Here is a 15,865-nt window from a genome sequence, read left to right as displayed (position 1 = left end):
CGCCCATTCCTAGCCCGGATCACGCACGATACACCGGAACCCGACATGGCTGGTGGACGTGTCCAGCGGCTGCGGATGGCGGGCGGCAGGCCGATACCGCTGACAATAGTTCGGGGCGCACAAATGCGACCCTCCTTTCAACACCTTGCGCGGGATCGGCACCGTAGGAGTGCACGGATCGAAACTGTCACCTTTGCGCCCGCCCCGGGGATTGTCGGCAACACAGCAACTGCCCTTGGCCTTCTTTTCGTCAGCGGGCAGTCCATACCAGTCATCCGTCCATTCCCAGACATTGCCAATCAGATCGTAAAGGCCATACCCGTTGGCCGGATATGTCCGCACGGGCGATGTCCGCTCCCACCCGTCCAGCATCTGGTTGGCGAAAGGGAACATGCCCTGCCAGTAGTTGGCCAGCATCGCCCCGCCCGGTGCAAGTTCATCGCCCCAGGCATAATCCGCCCCTTCCAGCCCGCCGCGCGCCGCAAACTCGTATTCCGCTTCTGTGGGCAAAGTCTTCCCCGCCCACTGCGCATAGGCCATCGCGTCCTCGTGCACGATATGCACCACGGGGTGATCGTCCAGTCCTTCAAGCGAACTGCCCGGGCCTATGGGATGACGCCAGTCAGCACCGGTTACGAACCGCCACCATTGCGAATAATCGTTGGTATCCACGGGCGTGGCAGTACGGAAGAACACCAGCGACCCGGCCTGCGCCAGTGCCGGGTCCATTCCGGGATAATCGGCCGGATCGGGCGCGGTTTCCGCGAAAGTCCGATACCCTGTAGCCTCGACGAAGCGGGAAAATTCCGCGTTGGTGACAGGCGCCTCGTCCATCCAGAACGTATCGACGCTGACTTGCCGCAAAGGGGCTTCTTCAGGATAGAAGCGATCCGATCCCATGGTGAAGGTGCCACCGGCAATTCTCTTCATCCCCACAAGTTCAGTTTTCGTATCCAAGCTCCATCCTTTCGACCAGAAAAAGTGTAATTGCGACCGCGCGCAGCACGCGTGTCATTCCGTCTCGTGCAAAGTTTCACATGCCATCCCGCGAAGGATGATGCTTGCGGCCTGACGGGAAACCATCTCCCGCTCCGCCGTCGTGACTGGTCGCAGGGACACCACATATCGTACACCGTAACTCGCCAGCGTAAAGAAGATCCGCAACAGCGCCGGCCCCGGTGTGGGCATTCCCGCTTCGCGCAGTATCCCGGCGAACGGCCGCCCGGCGCGGTCTACCTGCATGTCATAAAAGGTGCGCGCCAGTTCCGGGAACAGATCACTTTCCTGCACCAGCAGATAATGCATGGAAAGCGAACGCGGCATCAGATGAAGGTCCAGTACCTGACGGCACAGCGCCTCCATCCGCTCGAACGGGGTTTCTCCGTCAGGAATCGCAATATCGCGCCATTGCGCGGCAATTTCGCGCGCCACGACATAGGCAAACAAGCCCGCCTTGCCACCGAACTGACGATAGATTGTCGCACGCCCGATACCGGCAGCCGTAGTGATCGGCTCCAGGCTCGCCCCTTCGAAACCGTGCGCGAGAAATTCGTCGATGGCGGCATCGCACAAGGCAGCGAACCGTTCGGGCGGCAGGCGCATCTGCGCCTTGCCCGGCGGGCCGGACAAGGCTGCGACGAAGGGCGGTTGCGGATCGCAACCATCCGTCCCCCCCGCACCACTTATACCTTCCGTCCCGACACCATCGGCGAACACCTTGGCGGCCAGCCATGCCTGCGCAGTCCGCGGCGCTTTTCGGGGCAATGGATATCCCAGAAAATAGCGGGTGCCTTCCACGCCCATTGCCCCCAGGCGCGTCGCAAGATCAACCGAATCCCCCTCGAACGGGCTGATCCGGCCTTCATCCACCTGCCTTTCCAGATAGGCGGCCAATTTGTGGCTCTGACTGCGGCGATAGTCGTGCAGATCGGCAGCCAGTTGCGGAAACTTGCGGGTCGCCACGATATTTGCCCGGAACAATCCATAATTGCGCGGTTTCACAAACGCGTTGAACAGGCTTTCTGCATAACTGGCCAGCGTAGCGCGCAGATCGTCGCTATCGATAATCGTGCCGTCATCACCGGGGGAAAGGCCCGCCCGAACCACGCGATCGAACAGGTCTTCCTTATCGTCGAAGTGCTCATAGATCGCCTGCTTGCTGACCTTCGCGCTGGCCGCGATACGATCCATGCTGGTCCGTTCGAACCCATCCTGCAGGAAATGGGTTGCGGCCTCACGCATGATCCGGGCACGGCGATCGCTTCCCCTGTCCATTTGCCGTGAATCTCCTGCGTGATGGCCGCCCGGGGCATCCACCCCGGGCCAGGCGAAGCTCCTACTTCCCCTGTTCCTGTTTGGCGAGAATGACTTCGACCTTGTCGATCCGTCCGCTGAAGGGCTGGCTTGCCGCGCCTTCCACAACCGGCGTGTCCGCGTCGAAGCCCACATCGAAGGTATCCGTCATTTCAGGCGGTTTCGAGATAGTACGTGCAATCTTGCCACGCCCGATTTCTGCACCGTTGGCACGGATGATCATTTCACCCCCGGCATTGCGCCCACCATCATACCGGAATTCATATTCCAGATGGACCTTGCCGCCCGGCAAGGCCAAGGCTGCGGCAACGGCAGATTGATCGCCCGGAAGCTGGCTCGCCGCCATATAGGCAACGGGCCTGCCGTTCACCAGATGGAAGCTCCATCCGCCAAACTTGCTGCCCATGGCCACAACAGTGCCATTGGCGTTGTTGTCCGGCAGTTCGACATCGGCCGCGAGCGTGAATGATCGTGCCAGCAGCGGCGCAGCCTTGAGGAACGGGATGGAAATATTGCTGCCCCAATAAGTATAGCGATCACGCGTCGGATGCTGGGCCGATGCTGCGGCAAAGCGCGAAAGATCCATCCGGTCGTCGAGAGGATAGACGTTGTTGCGTTTCGCTTCCTGATCAAAGATCGCCTGCATTTCAGCGAGTTTTTCGGGGTTTTTGGCCGCAAGATCGCGCGATTGCGCCGGATCGCTCCTGAGATCGTAGAGTTCCCATTTGTAGTCCATCGGATTCCCCGCGTACGGAGCCCCCTGCCCCCAGGGAATGCGCTTGGGCGTGGTGCCTGCCCACCAGCCATCGTGATAGATGCCGCGATTGCCCATCATTTCGAAATACTGGGTGCGATGCCGTTCCGGCGCCTTGCTGTCCTTGAAACTGTAGGCCAGACTGACGCCATCGATGGGCTGCTGGGCCACCCCGTTGACTGAAGCCGGTGCCTCGATCCCCACAGCCTCAAGCAAAGTCGGCACGATATCCGTTATGTGACCAAACTGGCTGCGTATACCGCCACCCTGAATGCGTTCGGGCCACGACACGACCATGCCGTTGCGCACGCCCCCAGATGCGAGGCGTACTGTTTCACATAAGGGTTCGGCGCGCTCATCGCCCAGGCCCAGCCATTCGCATAATTGGCAACGGCATCGGGCCCGCCGAATGTATCGATGCCGTCAAGCAGGCGCTGCTCGGTTTCATCCGTACCGTTCGCGAAGTTCGACATCGGGTTCATACTTCCCAACGGCCCGCCTTCCGCCGCCGCCCCATTATCGCCCTCGATAAAGATCACCAGCGTATTGCCGCTTTCGCCCATACGATCGAGTTCATCGATAATCCGCCCGAACTGATCGTCCTGATAGGCCAGCATCGCGGCATAGACTTCCATCGTACGCGCGGTGATGCGCCGTTGTGCATCGGACATGGCCGACCAGGCGGGAATCCCGTCCGGCCTTGGCGTAACTGTGGCGCTTTGGGGCAGAATGCCCGCACGCTTTTGCCGGGCAACGGTGTCGGTTCGGACCTGATCCCATCCATTGTCGAACTTGCCCTTGAAACGCGCGATCCATTCGGGCGGGGCCTGCAACGGCGCATGGGCCGAACCGGTTGCAAGATAGGCAAAGAATGGCTTGGCCGGATCGACGGCCTGCTGATTGTGAATCCAGTTGATCGTTTCATTCGCCAGCGCATTGTCCAGCAATTGCCCGTCCTTCAACGTCGGGATCGGCGCATTGCCGCGATAGAGCGCCGGGGTGAACTGGTTCGTTTCGGCCGCCATGAAACCGTAAAAATACTCGAACCCCAGCCCCGTCGGCCAAAGATCGAACGGCCCCTGTGGGGAGACATGATCTTCAGGCGCATTGTGATGCTTGCCGAACATGGCTGTATTGTAGCCGTTCTGCCGCAGGATTTCGGCAATGGTTGCCGCGCTTTTGGGCATCACGTTATTGTAGCCCGGAAAGCCGGTCGTCAGGTTCGCCACGATGCCATTGGCGACCGCATGATGATTACGCCCGGTCAGAAGCGATGCGCGCGTTGGTGAACACATCGCTGTCGTATGGAACCGGTTATAGATCAGGCCCCGCGCAGCCAGCCGGTCGAGATTGGGGGTTGGCACCGGGCCGCCAAACGTGCTCGCCGCACCAAGCCCGACGTCGTCGGTCAAGACGAGAAGAATATTGGGCGCCCCTGTCGGCGCCTTACGCTGGACCGGAAAGTCCGCAGTCGAATCCAGATAAGTCTGCCCGATCTTGCCCGCAAAAGGCTTGGCCTCGGACGGCAGCGAAGGACCAGTCGGCGCCTGCCCTGCGATCGCCGCCCCCGCCCCGCCGCAAGCAAAAATAGCTGCGGTCATCGTCAGAATCGATCGAAAGCCGCGCTTCCCAATATGCACCATAGTCTGATCCCGCTCCCTGACAGTGGCATCGACGTTCGCGCACCACCCTTGTTCCGAAAGCATTTTCGCTTGCGGATTCACATGCCTTCAGTACTGTATAGTCTCGTACCAAACAAGTGCCGCATTTTTGCGCGAGAGGGGTTTCGGGGATGAGCATCGGTAAGATTCGCAACACAGTCGGCCGACTGGCACTGGCGGCTTCGTTAGGGGCCATCACATTGGGCACGGCATCGCCCGCGCTGGCGCAGGCTGATACGCCCGCCGCGCCCCCCGTGCAGTATCAGCGGCAAGCTCCCGCTGGCGCCCCCAACGTGGTGCTGATCCTGCTCGATGACGTGGGCTTCGGCGCCAGTGCAACCTTTGGGGGCCCGGCAGCAACCCCCGCGCTTGACCGGCTGGCCAAAGAAGGTCTGCGTTACAATCGCTTCCATACGACCGCCATATGCTCCCCCACCCGCGCCTCGCTGCTCAGCGGACGTAATCCGCATGCGACGGGGATTGGCGCCGTGATGAACGTGGCGGATGAACGCCCCGGCTATTCCGGTTTCCACGCGAAGGATACGGCTACGATCGCCGAAATCCTCCGGCAGAACGGCTACAGCACGGCCATGTTCGGCAAATGGCACCAGACACCCGATTGGGAAGTGTCGCAAAGCGGACCGTTCGACCGCTGGCCCACGGGCGAAGGCTTTGAAAAGTTCTATGGTTTTCAAGGTGGCGAGACCGACCAGTTCGAACCCACCCTCTACGATGGCACGACCCCGATCATGCGCCCGGCGGGGGACAATTATCATCTGACCGACGATCTCGTCGATCAGTCCATCAAGTGGATGCACGCGCAGAAATCGGTAACGCCGGACAAGCCCTTCTTCCTCTATCTGGCGACCGGAGGAATTCACGCGCCGATCCAGGTGCCGAAAGAATACGTCGACCGTTATCACGGCAAATTCAATCAGGGCTGGGACAAGTTGCGTGAAGAGATCTTTGCCCGCCAGAAACGGCTGGGCGTGATCCCGGCCGATGCCAAACTGACCCCCCGCCCCGATGGCCTGCCTGCATGGGACAGCCTGACCCCGCAGCAGAAGACTTTCGCATCACGCCAGATGGAAGCCTATGTCGCATTCCTCGCGCATACGGACGATCAGATGAACCGGCTGGTCCAGTCCCTGAAGGACAGTGGCCAGTTCAACAATACCCTGTTCGTTTACATCGTGGGCGACAACGGGGCGAGCGCCGAAGGTGGGCTACAGGGCAGCCTCAATTACATGGGACAGCTTCAGGGCGTTCCGGAACCCGAAGAAGGCAAGTTTGCCGGGATCGACCGGATCGGAACGGCTGATGCCTACGCCCATGTCAACTCCGCCTGGGCCTGGGCGACCAACGCGCCGTTCCAGTGGACCAAGACCGTAGCATCCCATCTGGGCGGCACCCGCAACGCTATGGTCCTGACCTGGCCCGACAAGATCAAGACACCGGGTGGTGTACGCTCGCAATTTGGCCACGTGAACGATATCACGCCGACCATTCTCGAAGCTGTGGGCATCGAAGCCCCCAAAGTCGTGAACGGCATTGCCCAGAAGCCGATGAACGGGACCAGCCTGGTCTACAGCTTCAACGATGCCAAGGCGCCCGAACGCCACACCACCCAGTATTTCGAGGTATTCGGCCATCGCGCGATCTATCACGATGGCTGGATGGCCTCGGCGTTCCATTCGCGCCTGCCCTGGACTGCCGGTTTCGATACGGTGAAAAAGCCGTTCGAAGAGGATACGTGGGAGCTCTACGATCTGCGCAAGGATTTCTCGCAGTCCGTCAATCTGGCGGCAAAGTATCCTGAAAAGGTGGATGAACTGAAAGCCCTGTTCATGAAAGAGGCCGCTGCCAACCAGGTGCTGCCGCTCAAGGAACAGCAGTTCATCAACAACTTGCCCGATCTCGCAAAAGGGGTGACGCGCGCAACCTATCATGAAGGCACCGTCAGCGTGCCCGAAAAGGCCGTGCCACACATGAACAACCGTTCGTGGTCGCTGCTGTCGGATGTCACGACGAGCGACAACACCCGTGGCGTTATCGCGACAATCGGCGGCACTGCGGGCGGATGGTCGCTTTATCTCGACGCGGAACGCCGCCCCACCTTCACCTATCGCGTTTTCGATCTGAAGACCGTGGACCTGAAGGGTGCCCCGCTCGCACCGGGCGCCAACAAGCTTCGTGTGGATTTCGACTATGACGGCAAGGGCTATGGCAAGGGCGGCAAGCTGACCCTGTCGGTCAATGGCCAGCCGGTCGCCAGTGATACGGTCCCCGCATCGCCGCTGGCCTATTTCTCGATCAACGAAACGTTTGATGTCGGTCTCGACACCGGATCGGCGGGCGGCAAGTATCCCGCCGGGGCGCCACTGGGTTACCCTTATGCCGATGGCAAGATCGACCAGGTGACGATCGAACTGCGCTGACACACTGCGCTGCGGCAGGTGCTTTCCCGCACCTGCCGCAGCGGATTTCTCCTACAACCCGAACACCTTGTTCAAGGAACCCACATTGGCCCGGTTGTGCTTGATCCGTTCAACCATCAGCCAGCGTCCGCCGCGTTTTTCCCAGCGATCGTGGTAATCCCCCAGAGTAAAGTAGACTTCGCTGGAATTGTCCGGCGGCAGATGGCTGTCATGCACATAGGCACGACTGGTTGCCACCTCGCCGGAAACATCGACCACAATGTTTCCGATCAGATGCTGGGTCGTGCCGCAACGTTCAAGATAGTGACGCATGAGATCGGTGATGGCGTGCGGCCCTTCCAGCCGACCGGTCCCCATATCGGCAACCACATCTTCTGCGGTAATCGCATGAATGGCGTCCCAGTCGTGACTGTCCATGGCCCGCGCAATCGCGATAATGTTCTGCTCGATAGCCCGCACCGCGAGCAAGTTTTCAAACTGTTCCTGCATGTCTTCGCACCTCCTCCGTTCAACTGATGGGCTCGAGTTCGTCCCAGATCGGTCCGGTCAGCATGCGAAAGAATTTTTCATCCGAATACATCCGTTCGCCGGTAAGCGCGGTATCGCCAAACGTAAGAATCGCCATGATCCGGTGCACTGTGGGTTGCGCTTCGCCATCATGCTGCACCGTGACCGAATATTCCTGCACCAGGCCAGCCTCGCCGATCCCTTCGCTATGCATTTCGGCACCCCGGATCCGCGGCTGCACATTCGCCATGAAATGTTCGTAATACCGGCGGGTGGTATCCATCCCCTGGAAACGCTTGCCCAGCGGATAGAACTCGTAAACCGGTTCCCCCTCCATTGTCGCCAGAAGACCTTCGAGGTCTTGTGTCGCTTCAATTTCCGCATGCGCGACGCCAATCGATACGAGTTTCGCGATCGATGCCTTCATTTCCCTATCTCCCATCTATCCGCCTGTTTCACAATGCGGACATGTCAGGGCCATACCATGACACCGCGACAACAAAACCCGCAACGATCCGTTTTGTTCGGATTATGATTGACGCCGCAACCGCAGCCATTAGCCCTGTCTAACAAGGCATGACGGGAGAGACCTATGACATCGCAGATTATCCTCTCCGTTGCCGGAAGCGACCGCCCAGGCCTGACGCAGGCGCTTGCCGACGCGGTGCTGGCAGCGGGCGGAAACTGGCTCGAAAGCCATCTTAGCCGGCTTGGCGGAACCTACGTAGGATCGGTACTTGTCGCACTCGACCCGGAAAACCTGCCCGTATTGGAACGCCATATTCGCGCGGTCGATGCCACAGGCTTGCGCGTCTCCATCGTTCCGGCCGGGGAAGACCCCGCTACACAAGGCCAACCGCTGTGGATCGAACTGGTCGGGCAGGACCGCCCCGGTATCGTGCGTGAAGTGACGGCGGTTCTTGCCAACCTCGGCGTCAATATCGAGGAGTTTTCAACCGGCACCGAAAACAGCGCATGGTCAGGCGAAATGCTGTTTCGGATGAATGCCCTGGTGATCGTTCCGCCACGGACATCGGGTGAGGACGTACAATCCGCGCTCGAAGCGATTTCCGGTGAAATCATGGTCGATTTCACCTTCACCCCGCCTGAGGGATAAATCGGGCACAATTCTGTATTTGGACAATTCCTTCCCTTTCAGGCTTGGCCTGCCTGACGTTGCCCACTAGAGCTCTACGCAAAGGAGAGGTTTTATGCGTTTCTGGCTATCCATGATGGCTGTGTCCGAACTGGACCAACTCGTCGAACTGGCCAAACATGCCGAAGAATGTGGGTTTTACGGTGTCACCTATGCCGATCACCTCATCATGCCGGCGAATATCGAAACGCCTTACCCCTACACCGCCGATGGCAAGCTGTTCTGGCCGCTGGAAGCCCCCTGGCCCGACCCGTGGATCACGCTGGCGCTGCTCGGCGCAGAAACGAAACACATTCATCTTGCCACGAACATCTATCTCGCGGCCTTACGCGATCCTTTCACGGTGGCGCGCGCGGTTTCGACCACAGCCGCATTTTCGGGCGGGCGCGTGGTCTGCGGGGTCTCCGCAGGCTGGCTGAAAGAAGAATACGATGCGGCGGGTGTGGACTTTGCCAGCCGCGGCCGTCGTCTGGATGAAATTCTGGCGGTGTGCCGACGTTTGTGGGCAGGCGAAACCTTCAGCCACGAAGGCGAATTCTTCCAGTTCGATTCCGTGATCCTGCGCCCCGTTCCGCCTGAACCGGTGCCCGTGTGGGTGGGTGGCAAGGCTGGCCCGGCGCTGCGCCGCGCGGCGGCGAATGATGGGTGGCTCGGCCTGCCCGGCACGGTAGACGACAATCTCGCCATCGTGGCGCGCATGCACGATATGCGCCGCGACATGGGCCGCACAGTGGATGATTTCCGCCCCTGCGTCTCTCTGATAGAACCACTGACGGAAAGCGCCCGCACACGCCTTGAAGAAGGCGGAATTGGCGATACGGCGGCCATCCCCTGGTTCCCGACCCCGTGGGAAGTCGAAGCCTTCCTGCCCGAAGGGGCCGACATCACCCGCCTATCGGTCAAGAAGGACGCCATCAGCCGCTATGCCGATCGCGTTATTGCCAAACACACCTGACAGCCTGAAAGGAACGAATGATGAAACCGGCAGATCTCCCCATCAAGTCCATGAGCGCGGTAAAGGCGCGCGACCGGGAAGGCTGGCTTGCGCTGTTCGAAGATAACGCCGTGGTGGAAGATCCCGTCGGCGGCCACGAAATGTGGGACAAGGAAGGCACCGGACAGCAGGGCAAGGAAGCGATTGGCCGCTTCTACGACATGTTCAGCAGTTCGCAGTCCGCCATGGACTTCGAAGTGCACCACATGGCCGCATGCGGCAACGAAGCGGCATGTTTCGTCACGATGAAGTTCACAATGAACGATGGCACGGTGAACGAAAACAAGCTGATCAACATCTACAAGATGTCACCCAACGGGAAAGTGGCTTCGCTGCGGTCCTTCTGGAACTGATGTGATGCAAGGCGCGGATATGGCAGACCATGCCTGTCCGCGCCTTTCGCATCCTAACCGGCCAGTGATGCGTGCCGATCAAGAAACGCGATAACCGCATCCGCAAAACGATCGTTGCGATCCCCAGCCACCATATGATCCGCCTTGTCGATCGTCACGATTTCGGCATGGGGCACCAGTGCGCCGAATTCTTCGGCCCCTTCGGCGCTAACGACATTGCTTAACCCGCCGCGCACCAGTGCGGTCGGTATCGTGAGCGTGGCGGCGGCCTTGTGGAACCTTTCCAGCAACAATTGCCAGCCTTCGGGCGAGCGTCTGTGCTGCATGATCGCCGGGTCCCAATGCCAGTAATATCGGCCATCGTCCGCCAGACGCAGGTTTTTCATCAGGCCGCTGGGATCACGCGGGCGTGGACGATCCGGGCGGTAGGCCGCAACGGCATCAGCAGCCTCCTCCACGCTGGCAAAGCCATCAGCATTCCCGCGCATGAAACTGGTGATATGTGATGCGCCGGCTTCTTCCAGGCGCGGGGCGATATCCACGAGCACCAACCCGGCGGCAGCGATGCCCCCCTCCGCCACCCCGAGCAGCGACGTCAAACCACCCATGGACGCACCGACCAGAAAGGCAGGACGGCTTTGCAGGGCCTGCACTGCGGCAAGATCGCCAATGAACCGTTCAAAGCCATATTCGCTATCCGGAGACCAGTCGCTTTCGCCGTGACCACGCAGATCGAAGGATGTCACCCGATAGCCGGAACCGGCCAAACGGGCCGCCGCCGTGCCCCACGAATGACGGGTCTGCCCCACCCCGTGCAGCATGATTACCGGTACGCCCTGTTCCGGACCGCCAACATCCGCCGCCAGTTCTACGCCTGCCCCCGCCAGCCTGACCTTTTCCAGCATGATCGTGCTCAGGCCCCTTCAGCAATCGTGAAATGCACCAGCCAGCGCGCGATCATTGCAGGCCGATCCTCGCCTTCCTGTTCGATCACAATATCGAGAACCTGCTGGAACTGGTTACGCTGCCGTTCCACGGTATCGACAATCGTGAACACCCCGCGCACTGCCTTGCCAGAGCGGACCGGTGCGGTGAACCGCACCTTGTCCAATCCGTAATTCAGGCCAACCGTTACACCCGGCGGGATGGGAAGATGCGCCTGATCCCGCAAATGCGGGAGCAGCGAAAGGACAAGGAAGCCATGGGCAATCGTGCCACCCAGAAAAGTTTCGGCGGCACGTTCGGGATCGATGTGAATAAATTCAAAATCGCGCGTTGCCTCGGCAAAGCGATTGATCATCTCCTGATCGATCGTCACCCAGTCCGATGCGAAGCTGCGCCCTGCCTGTTCCGCGATAAACGCTCGCGCTCCCCCGTTTCCCGTCATCAGATCAGCCCGAGTTCGCGACGGAGAACCTGACGGTCAACCTTGCCGGTTGCGTTCCGCGGGAGTGGATCTTCGCGCAGGAAGACATCGGTCGGAACCTTGTATTCCGCCAGATGATCGCGCACCTGCTGGCGCACCTGATCTTCCGTCAGCGACTTGCCCGGTTGTGCGACAACCGCCACGGCCAGGCGTTCGCCCACCCGATCGTCGAGTATGCCGAACGCGGCAACATCCGCGACATCGGCATGGTCGGAAATTACCCGTTCGATTTCGGCGCAATAGATGTTCTCGCCCTTGCAAATGACCATGTTGGTCTTGCGATCGACAATGGCGACATAACCGCTCTCATCCACAACCCCGATATCGCCGGTACGCAGCCAGCCATCGACATCCATCGTCTTGGCGGTTTCTTCGGGCTTGCCCCAGTAACCCGACATCAGCATCGGACCACGTACGCTGATTTCGCCCACTTCGCCTGCGGGCAAGGGATTGCCGTCATCATCGACCACCCGCATGTCGGCCAGATCGTGCATGACTCCGGAGCATTCCGGACGGTTGGTGAACAGTTCGCCCATGGCGAGACTGACGGAACCGGATGTTTCGGTCATCCCGTACCCCCCGCCGAAGATGCGGTTGGGAAATGCCTTACGCAGTTCGTTCAGAAGGTTGATAGGCAGGGCCTGTCCACCGCTGGCAATCGACCCCAATGACGAAAGATCACGCTCTGCCCGGGTCGGTTCATTCAGAACATCCCACAGGGTCATCGGCGGGCCGGTGAATTCGGTGATTTTTTCCTGCTCGATCAACCGAAGGGCTTCCGCCGGGTTCCAGCGACGATGGAAGACGATCTTCCCACCCCGCGCCAGCACGCCGAGGAAAATCTGCTGGCAGCCGCTGACGTGGAACAGCGGGAAAATCAGGAAGACCGCGCTTCGCGGGCGGGCCGCCATGAAAGTCTGCACATCGATGCCCATCTGCGCCGCCACACGTGCGGCAAAGCGTGCGCCGGCATGTTGCGCCATGAACACTCCGGTCAACATCGCCCGGTGACTGATAATTGCCCCCTTGGGTCGCCCGGTGGTCCCCGATGTAAACAGGATGCAGCAGGCATCGTCTGCATCCGCCGTGTTTTGCGGAAGGGGTTTGCCCGCATATTCGTGCGCCATGGCATCGAAAGCGGCTTCATCGAACACCACAACCGGGCCTTCGTATCCGGCCTGCGCCAGCGCTTCGGCCCGGCGCGCATCAGCGACCACCAGCGATGCACCGACATCTTCCGTGCAATACCGCATTTCTTCACCGGAACCGCGGCTGTTGATCAGCGCGGGCACCGTGCCCAAGGCGGACAGGGCCGTAAACGCATACATCCATTCCGGGCTGTTGTGCATGGCCAATGCCACACGATCGCCCGGCTTGAGATCGTACTGTGCAGCGAAACCGGCAGCAATCGCCCCGGCCTGCGCATGAAATGCGGCGTAGGAAATACGTCTGTCGCCATCGACGACAAAGTCCACATCGCCCAGAGCGGGCATCATGGAAAAGAGCATGGACAAGGTGCCGTTTGTTCGCGCGAATACGCGCATCAAACGCCCGTTCACCATTTGCTCAACAATTTCAAATGGCTCGCCCGGGCCAGAAAGGCTGGGTGCGCGTGGATCGATCTGCGCGGTCAAAATACTCTCCTCTTTATGCCCGGCGGCACAGAACATTGCTCAAATTCAGACTGTTGCAGACCAACAATCCCAAGGTGGGGGTACACCCCAATCGTCCACTTCTATCGGAGGACTATTTTTCGGCAGGCCCTGAAAGGCCCGCCAGATTGGAAGATAGGAGCGCAAATGACGTTAGCGCAAGTCATGGAATGGCATGACTTGCGCCAACAATGGCCCTATTTCCCACACATTCCCGCGCAGGGTTGCCACTCCTGCGCAAAAATGCCCGGCATCCGAATGACCCGAAGGGCCGGAACCCTCCGGAAGGCAAGAAATCAGCCTCGCGGTTCGCGCGGCAATCCCAGCCCCCGCTCAGAAATGATATTGCGCTGAATCTGGTTCGTCCCCCCATGGATCGTTTCCGACCGCGTGTAGAGGTAGATGTTCGCCAGATCGTCGAAGGCATAGTCTTGCGTCGGGGCGATAAGCCCCGGTGCGCCCACCACATCCATCGCCAGTTCCCCCAGCTTCTTGTGCCAGGTGCCCCAGTAGATTTTGTGGATGAAGGCTTCGCGCGAGAGCATTTCGTTGTCGCCCTTCGACAGGGTGCGCAGCGCATTGTACCGCATAAGCTTCAGCCCCGAGTGCGCCCGGGCAATCCGGTCACGGATCAGGGGGTCCTGCGCAGCCCCATTGGCGTTGGCGGCATCGATGACCTTCTGCAACTCGGTCTGGAAGCTCATCTGGATACCCAGCGAAGATGCCCCACGTTCATGAGAGAGCAGACCCATCGCGACCTTCCAGCCTTCACCCGGCTTGCCAACGATATTGGCAGCCGCCGTGCGCGCGCCATCGAAGAAAGTCTCGTTGAACTCTGCACCACCCGTCATCTGCTTGATCGGGCGCAGTTCCACGCCGGGCTGGTCGATCGGCACCAGCAGGAAGGAAATCCCCTTCGAACCCTGGCTGCCTTCTTCCGTTCGTGCCAGCACGAAAATCCACTGGGCATACTGGGCCAGACTGGTCCAGATTTTCTGCCCTTCGATCACCCATTCCGGACCGTTCGGCCCCTCTTCAAGGCGCGCCTTGGTGCGGATGTTCGAAAGGTCAGACCCGGCATTGGGTTCCGAGAAGCCCTGCGCCCACAGCACGTCACCGCTGAGAATAGGCGGCAGGAACTGCTGCTTCTGCTCTTCCGTGCCGAAGTAGATGAAGGTCGGCCCGGCCATGGTCACCCCGAGGTGGCCAATCCGGCCGGGCGCACCTGCGCGCGCGTATTCCTCTGCAAAGATCACCTGTTCGGCGATCGTTGCGCTGCGACCACCATATTCCTTAGGCCACGCAATCGCGCTGTAACCGGCCTTGCCGAGAGCCTTTTCCCATTCGAGACGCTTGGAAATCTCGCCGCTCATGCTGCTCAGATTGCGGATCGCCGCGAACGGCCCCGAAAGCTGTTCCTCGAGCCATTCGGCGACTTCGCGGCGGAATGCTTCCTGTTCGGGAGTAAATTCTGTCCGCATCTTACGCCACCTTATCCACGCCGATCATGTCGGCAATCCGCACGCGCTGCGACGACGGGTCACCCAGCAGAATGGCGTTGGCCCGCGCCCGCTTGAAGAACAGGTGCGCATCGTATTCCCAGGTAAAGCCGATCCCGCCATGCAACTGGATGGCATTGCCCGCTGCCCCCATGAAGGCGTCCGCACTGTAGGAATTGGCGATGGCCGCCGCTTCCGCCAGTTCGTCCGATCCTTCATCAACCACACAGGCTGCATAGTAGGCGCCGGTCTTGGCCGTTTCGACTTCGACCATCATATCGGCCATGCGATGCTTGAGCGCCTGGAAGCTGCCAATCGGGCGACCGAACTGCACGCGATCCTTGGTATAGGCCACTGTCATGTCGAGCACGCCTTCAGCACCGCCTGCATTCTCCGCAGCCAGTGCGATACGGGCAAGGTCCAGTGTCCGCTCCAATGCTGCTGCCGCATCACCAGCACCACCAAGAATCTGATCCTGTGCCACTGCCACACCAGCGAAACGCACAGTGGACAACGGCCGGGTCAGGTCCATGGAGACATGCCGTTCAATGGTCACGCCTGCGCTGTCCGCCGGGATTGCAGCCAGCACCGTTTTCCCGTCGTCTGCTTTCGCCGCCACGACCAGAAGGCCGGAGACATGTGCATAAGGCACAAAACCCGCTTCACCGTTCAGCGTGCCGTCCTGACCGATCCGCACCGCAATGGCGGGGGTCCGTTCCACCCCGCGCCATGCCAGCGTCGCAATCGTGTCACCCGTGATGATCGCAGGCAGGAGCGCATCCTGCTGCGCTTCGGTTCCGGCATTGAGAATGGCCTGCGCAGCCAGTGCGATGCTGGAGAAATAGGGCGACGGCAGAAGCACCCGCCCCATTTCCATCATCGCGATAACAAGGCCGACATGCCCCATTTCCGCACCGCCGAGGCGCGCGGGAAAGGCAATGCCGCCCATGCCCATTTCGCTGACAATCGCGCGCCAGAGCACCGGATCGTAGCCGAGTTCGCTATCCATAGCAGAACGCACGGCAGCCGAGCTGCCATGCGATGCGAGGAAGCCGGAGACGCTTTCCTGAAGGAGCGTCTCCTCTTCGTTGAATGTAAATTGCATAAAGGGT

General features: G+C 60.2%; 15 protein-coding genes. 4 read left to right on the top strand and 11 right to left on the bottom strand.

The features are described 5' to 3' along the window. Positions 1 to 9: 9 nt before the first annotated feature. The 4 genes from EGO55_RS16380 to EGO55_RS21015 all read right to left on the bottom strand — a co-directional run bounded on the left by EGO55_RS16380 (position 10) and on the right by EGO55_RS21015 (position 4,668). A complete protein-coding gene (locus EGO55_RS16380) occupies positions 10 to 957 on the bottom strand; it encodes a formylglycine-generating enzyme family protein (protein ID WP_021688292.1) in 948 nt (315 codons plus the stop codon). 54 nt (positions 958 to 1,011) lie between these two features. Then, a complete protein-coding gene (locus tag EGO55_RS16375; RefSeq protein ID WP_021688293.1) occupies positions 1,012 to 2,274 on the bottom strand; it encodes a TetR/AcrR family transcriptional regulator in 1,263 nt (420 codons plus the stop codon). A 61-nt stretch (positions 2,275 to 2,335) separates the two neighbouring features. Next, positions 2,336 to 3,364 (bottom strand): hypothetical protein, encoded by a 1,029-nt coding sequence (locus tag EGO55_RS21020; RefSeq protein WP_210766553.1) that lies wholly within the window; start codon positions 3,362 to 3,364, stop codon positions 2,336 to 2,338. Further along, positions 3,301 to 4,668 (bottom strand): sulfatase-like hydrolase/transferase, encoded by a 1,368-nt coding sequence (locus EGO55_RS21015; protein WP_210766552.1) that lies wholly within the window; start codon positions 4,666 to 4,668, stop codon positions 3,301 to 3,303. Before EGO55_RS21015 ends, EGO55_RS21020 begins: the two co-directional genes overlap by 64 nt. A 191-nt stretch (positions 4,669 to 4,859) precedes the next feature. Between EGO55_RS21015 and EGO55_RS16365 the strand changes: the two genes are divergently transcribed. Further along, complete coding sequence (locus EGO55_RS16365; protein ID WP_021688295.1) at positions 4,860 to 7,166, top strand: arylsulfatase; 2,307 nt, start codon at positions 4,860 to 4,862, stop codon at positions 7,164 to 7,166. 51 nt (positions 7,167 to 7,217) lie between these two features. On the opposite strand, the gene EGO55_RS16360 is transcribed toward EGO55_RS16365, so the two are convergent. Both EGO55_RS16360 and EGO55_RS16355 read right to left on the bottom strand, forming a co-directional pair. After that, complete coding sequence (locus EGO55_RS16360; protein ID WP_021688296.1) at positions 7,218 to 7,655, bottom strand: nuclear transport factor 2 family protein; 438 nt, start codon at positions 7,653 to 7,655, stop codon at positions 7,218 to 7,220. 19 nt (positions 7,656 to 7,674) lie between these two features. Further along, on the bottom strand, positions 7,675 to 8,100 hold the full coding sequence (locus EGO55_RS16355) for a hypothetical protein (protein ID WP_021688297.1): 426 nt from the start codon (positions 8,098 to 8,100) through the stop codon (positions 7,675 to 7,677). A 165-nt stretch (positions 8,101 to 8,265) separates the two neighbouring features. Between EGO55_RS16355 and EGO55_RS16350 the strand changes: the two genes are divergently transcribed. The 3 genes from EGO55_RS16350 (at position 8,266) to EGO55_RS16340 (ending at position 10,176) form a co-directional block, all read left to right on the top strand. Continuing rightward, positions 8,266 to 8,790 (top strand): glycine cleavage system transcriptional repressor, encoded by a 525-nt coding sequence (locus EGO55_RS16350; RefSeq protein ID WP_021688298.1) that lies wholly within the window; start codon positions 8,266 to 8,268, stop codon positions 8,788 to 8,790. 94 nt (positions 8,791 to 8,884) lie between these two features. Then, on the top strand, positions 8,885 to 9,784 hold the full coding sequence (locus EGO55_RS16345) for a TIGR03619 family F420-dependent LLM class oxidoreductase (RefSeq protein WP_021688299.1): 900 nt from the start codon (positions 8,885 to 8,887) through the stop codon (positions 9,782 to 9,784). Between the two features lie 20 nt (positions 9,785 to 9,804). Next, positions 9,805 to 10,176, top strand: a complete 372-nt coding sequence (locus EGO55_RS16340) for a nuclear transport factor 2 family protein (protein ID WP_161566050.1) — start codon at positions 9,805 to 9,807, stop codon at positions 10,174 to 10,176. Positions 10,177 to 10,229: 53 nt separating this feature from the next. Here the strand turns inward: EGO55_RS16340 and EGO55_RS16335 are convergent, their stop codons facing one another. The 5 genes from EGO55_RS16335 to EGO55_RS16315 form a co-directional block, all read right to left on the bottom strand. Next, entirely contained in the window at positions 10,230 to 11,081 is an 852-nt protein-coding gene (locus tag EGO55_RS16335; protein ID WP_021688301.1) for an alpha/beta fold hydrolase, read from the bottom strand. A gap of 8 nt (positions 11,082 to 11,089) precedes the next feature. Then, entirely contained in the window at positions 11,090 to 11,563 is a 474-nt protein-coding gene (locus tag EGO55_RS16330; RefSeq protein WP_021688302.1) for a MaoC family dehydratase, read from the bottom strand. Next, complete coding sequence (locus EGO55_RS16325; RefSeq protein ID WP_040714573.1) at positions 11,563 to 13,236, bottom strand: class I adenylate-forming enzyme family protein; 1,674 nt, start codon at positions 13,234 to 13,236, stop codon at positions 11,563 to 11,565. Before EGO55_RS16325 ends, EGO55_RS16330 begins: the two co-directional genes overlap by 1 nt. A gap of 314 nt (positions 13,237 to 13,550) precedes the next feature. Beyond that, on the bottom strand, positions 13,551 to 14,735 hold the full coding sequence (locus EGO55_RS16320) for an acyl-CoA dehydrogenase family protein (protein ID WP_021688304.1): 1,185 nt from the start codon (positions 14,733 to 14,735) through the stop codon (positions 13,551 to 13,553). Between the two features lies 1 nt (position 14,736). Next, the gene (locus tag EGO55_RS16315) at positions 14,737 to 15,858 is read right to left on the bottom strand and encodes an acyl-CoA dehydrogenase family protein (RefSeq protein WP_021688305.1); all 1,122 of its coding nucleotides are present in this window, start codon (positions 15,856 to 15,858) and stop codon (positions 14,737 to 14,739) included. Positions 15,859 to 15,865 lie beyond the last annotated feature (7 nt).

It is taken from the genome of Caenibius tardaugens NBRC 16725 (assembly GCF_003860345.1).
In the GTDB taxonomy this organism is placed as follows: domain Bacteria; phylum Pseudomonadota; class Alphaproteobacteria; order Sphingomonadales; family Sphingomonadaceae; genus Caenibius; species Caenibius tardaugens.
This window is presented reverse-complemented; position numbering and strand designations above follow the sequence as displayed.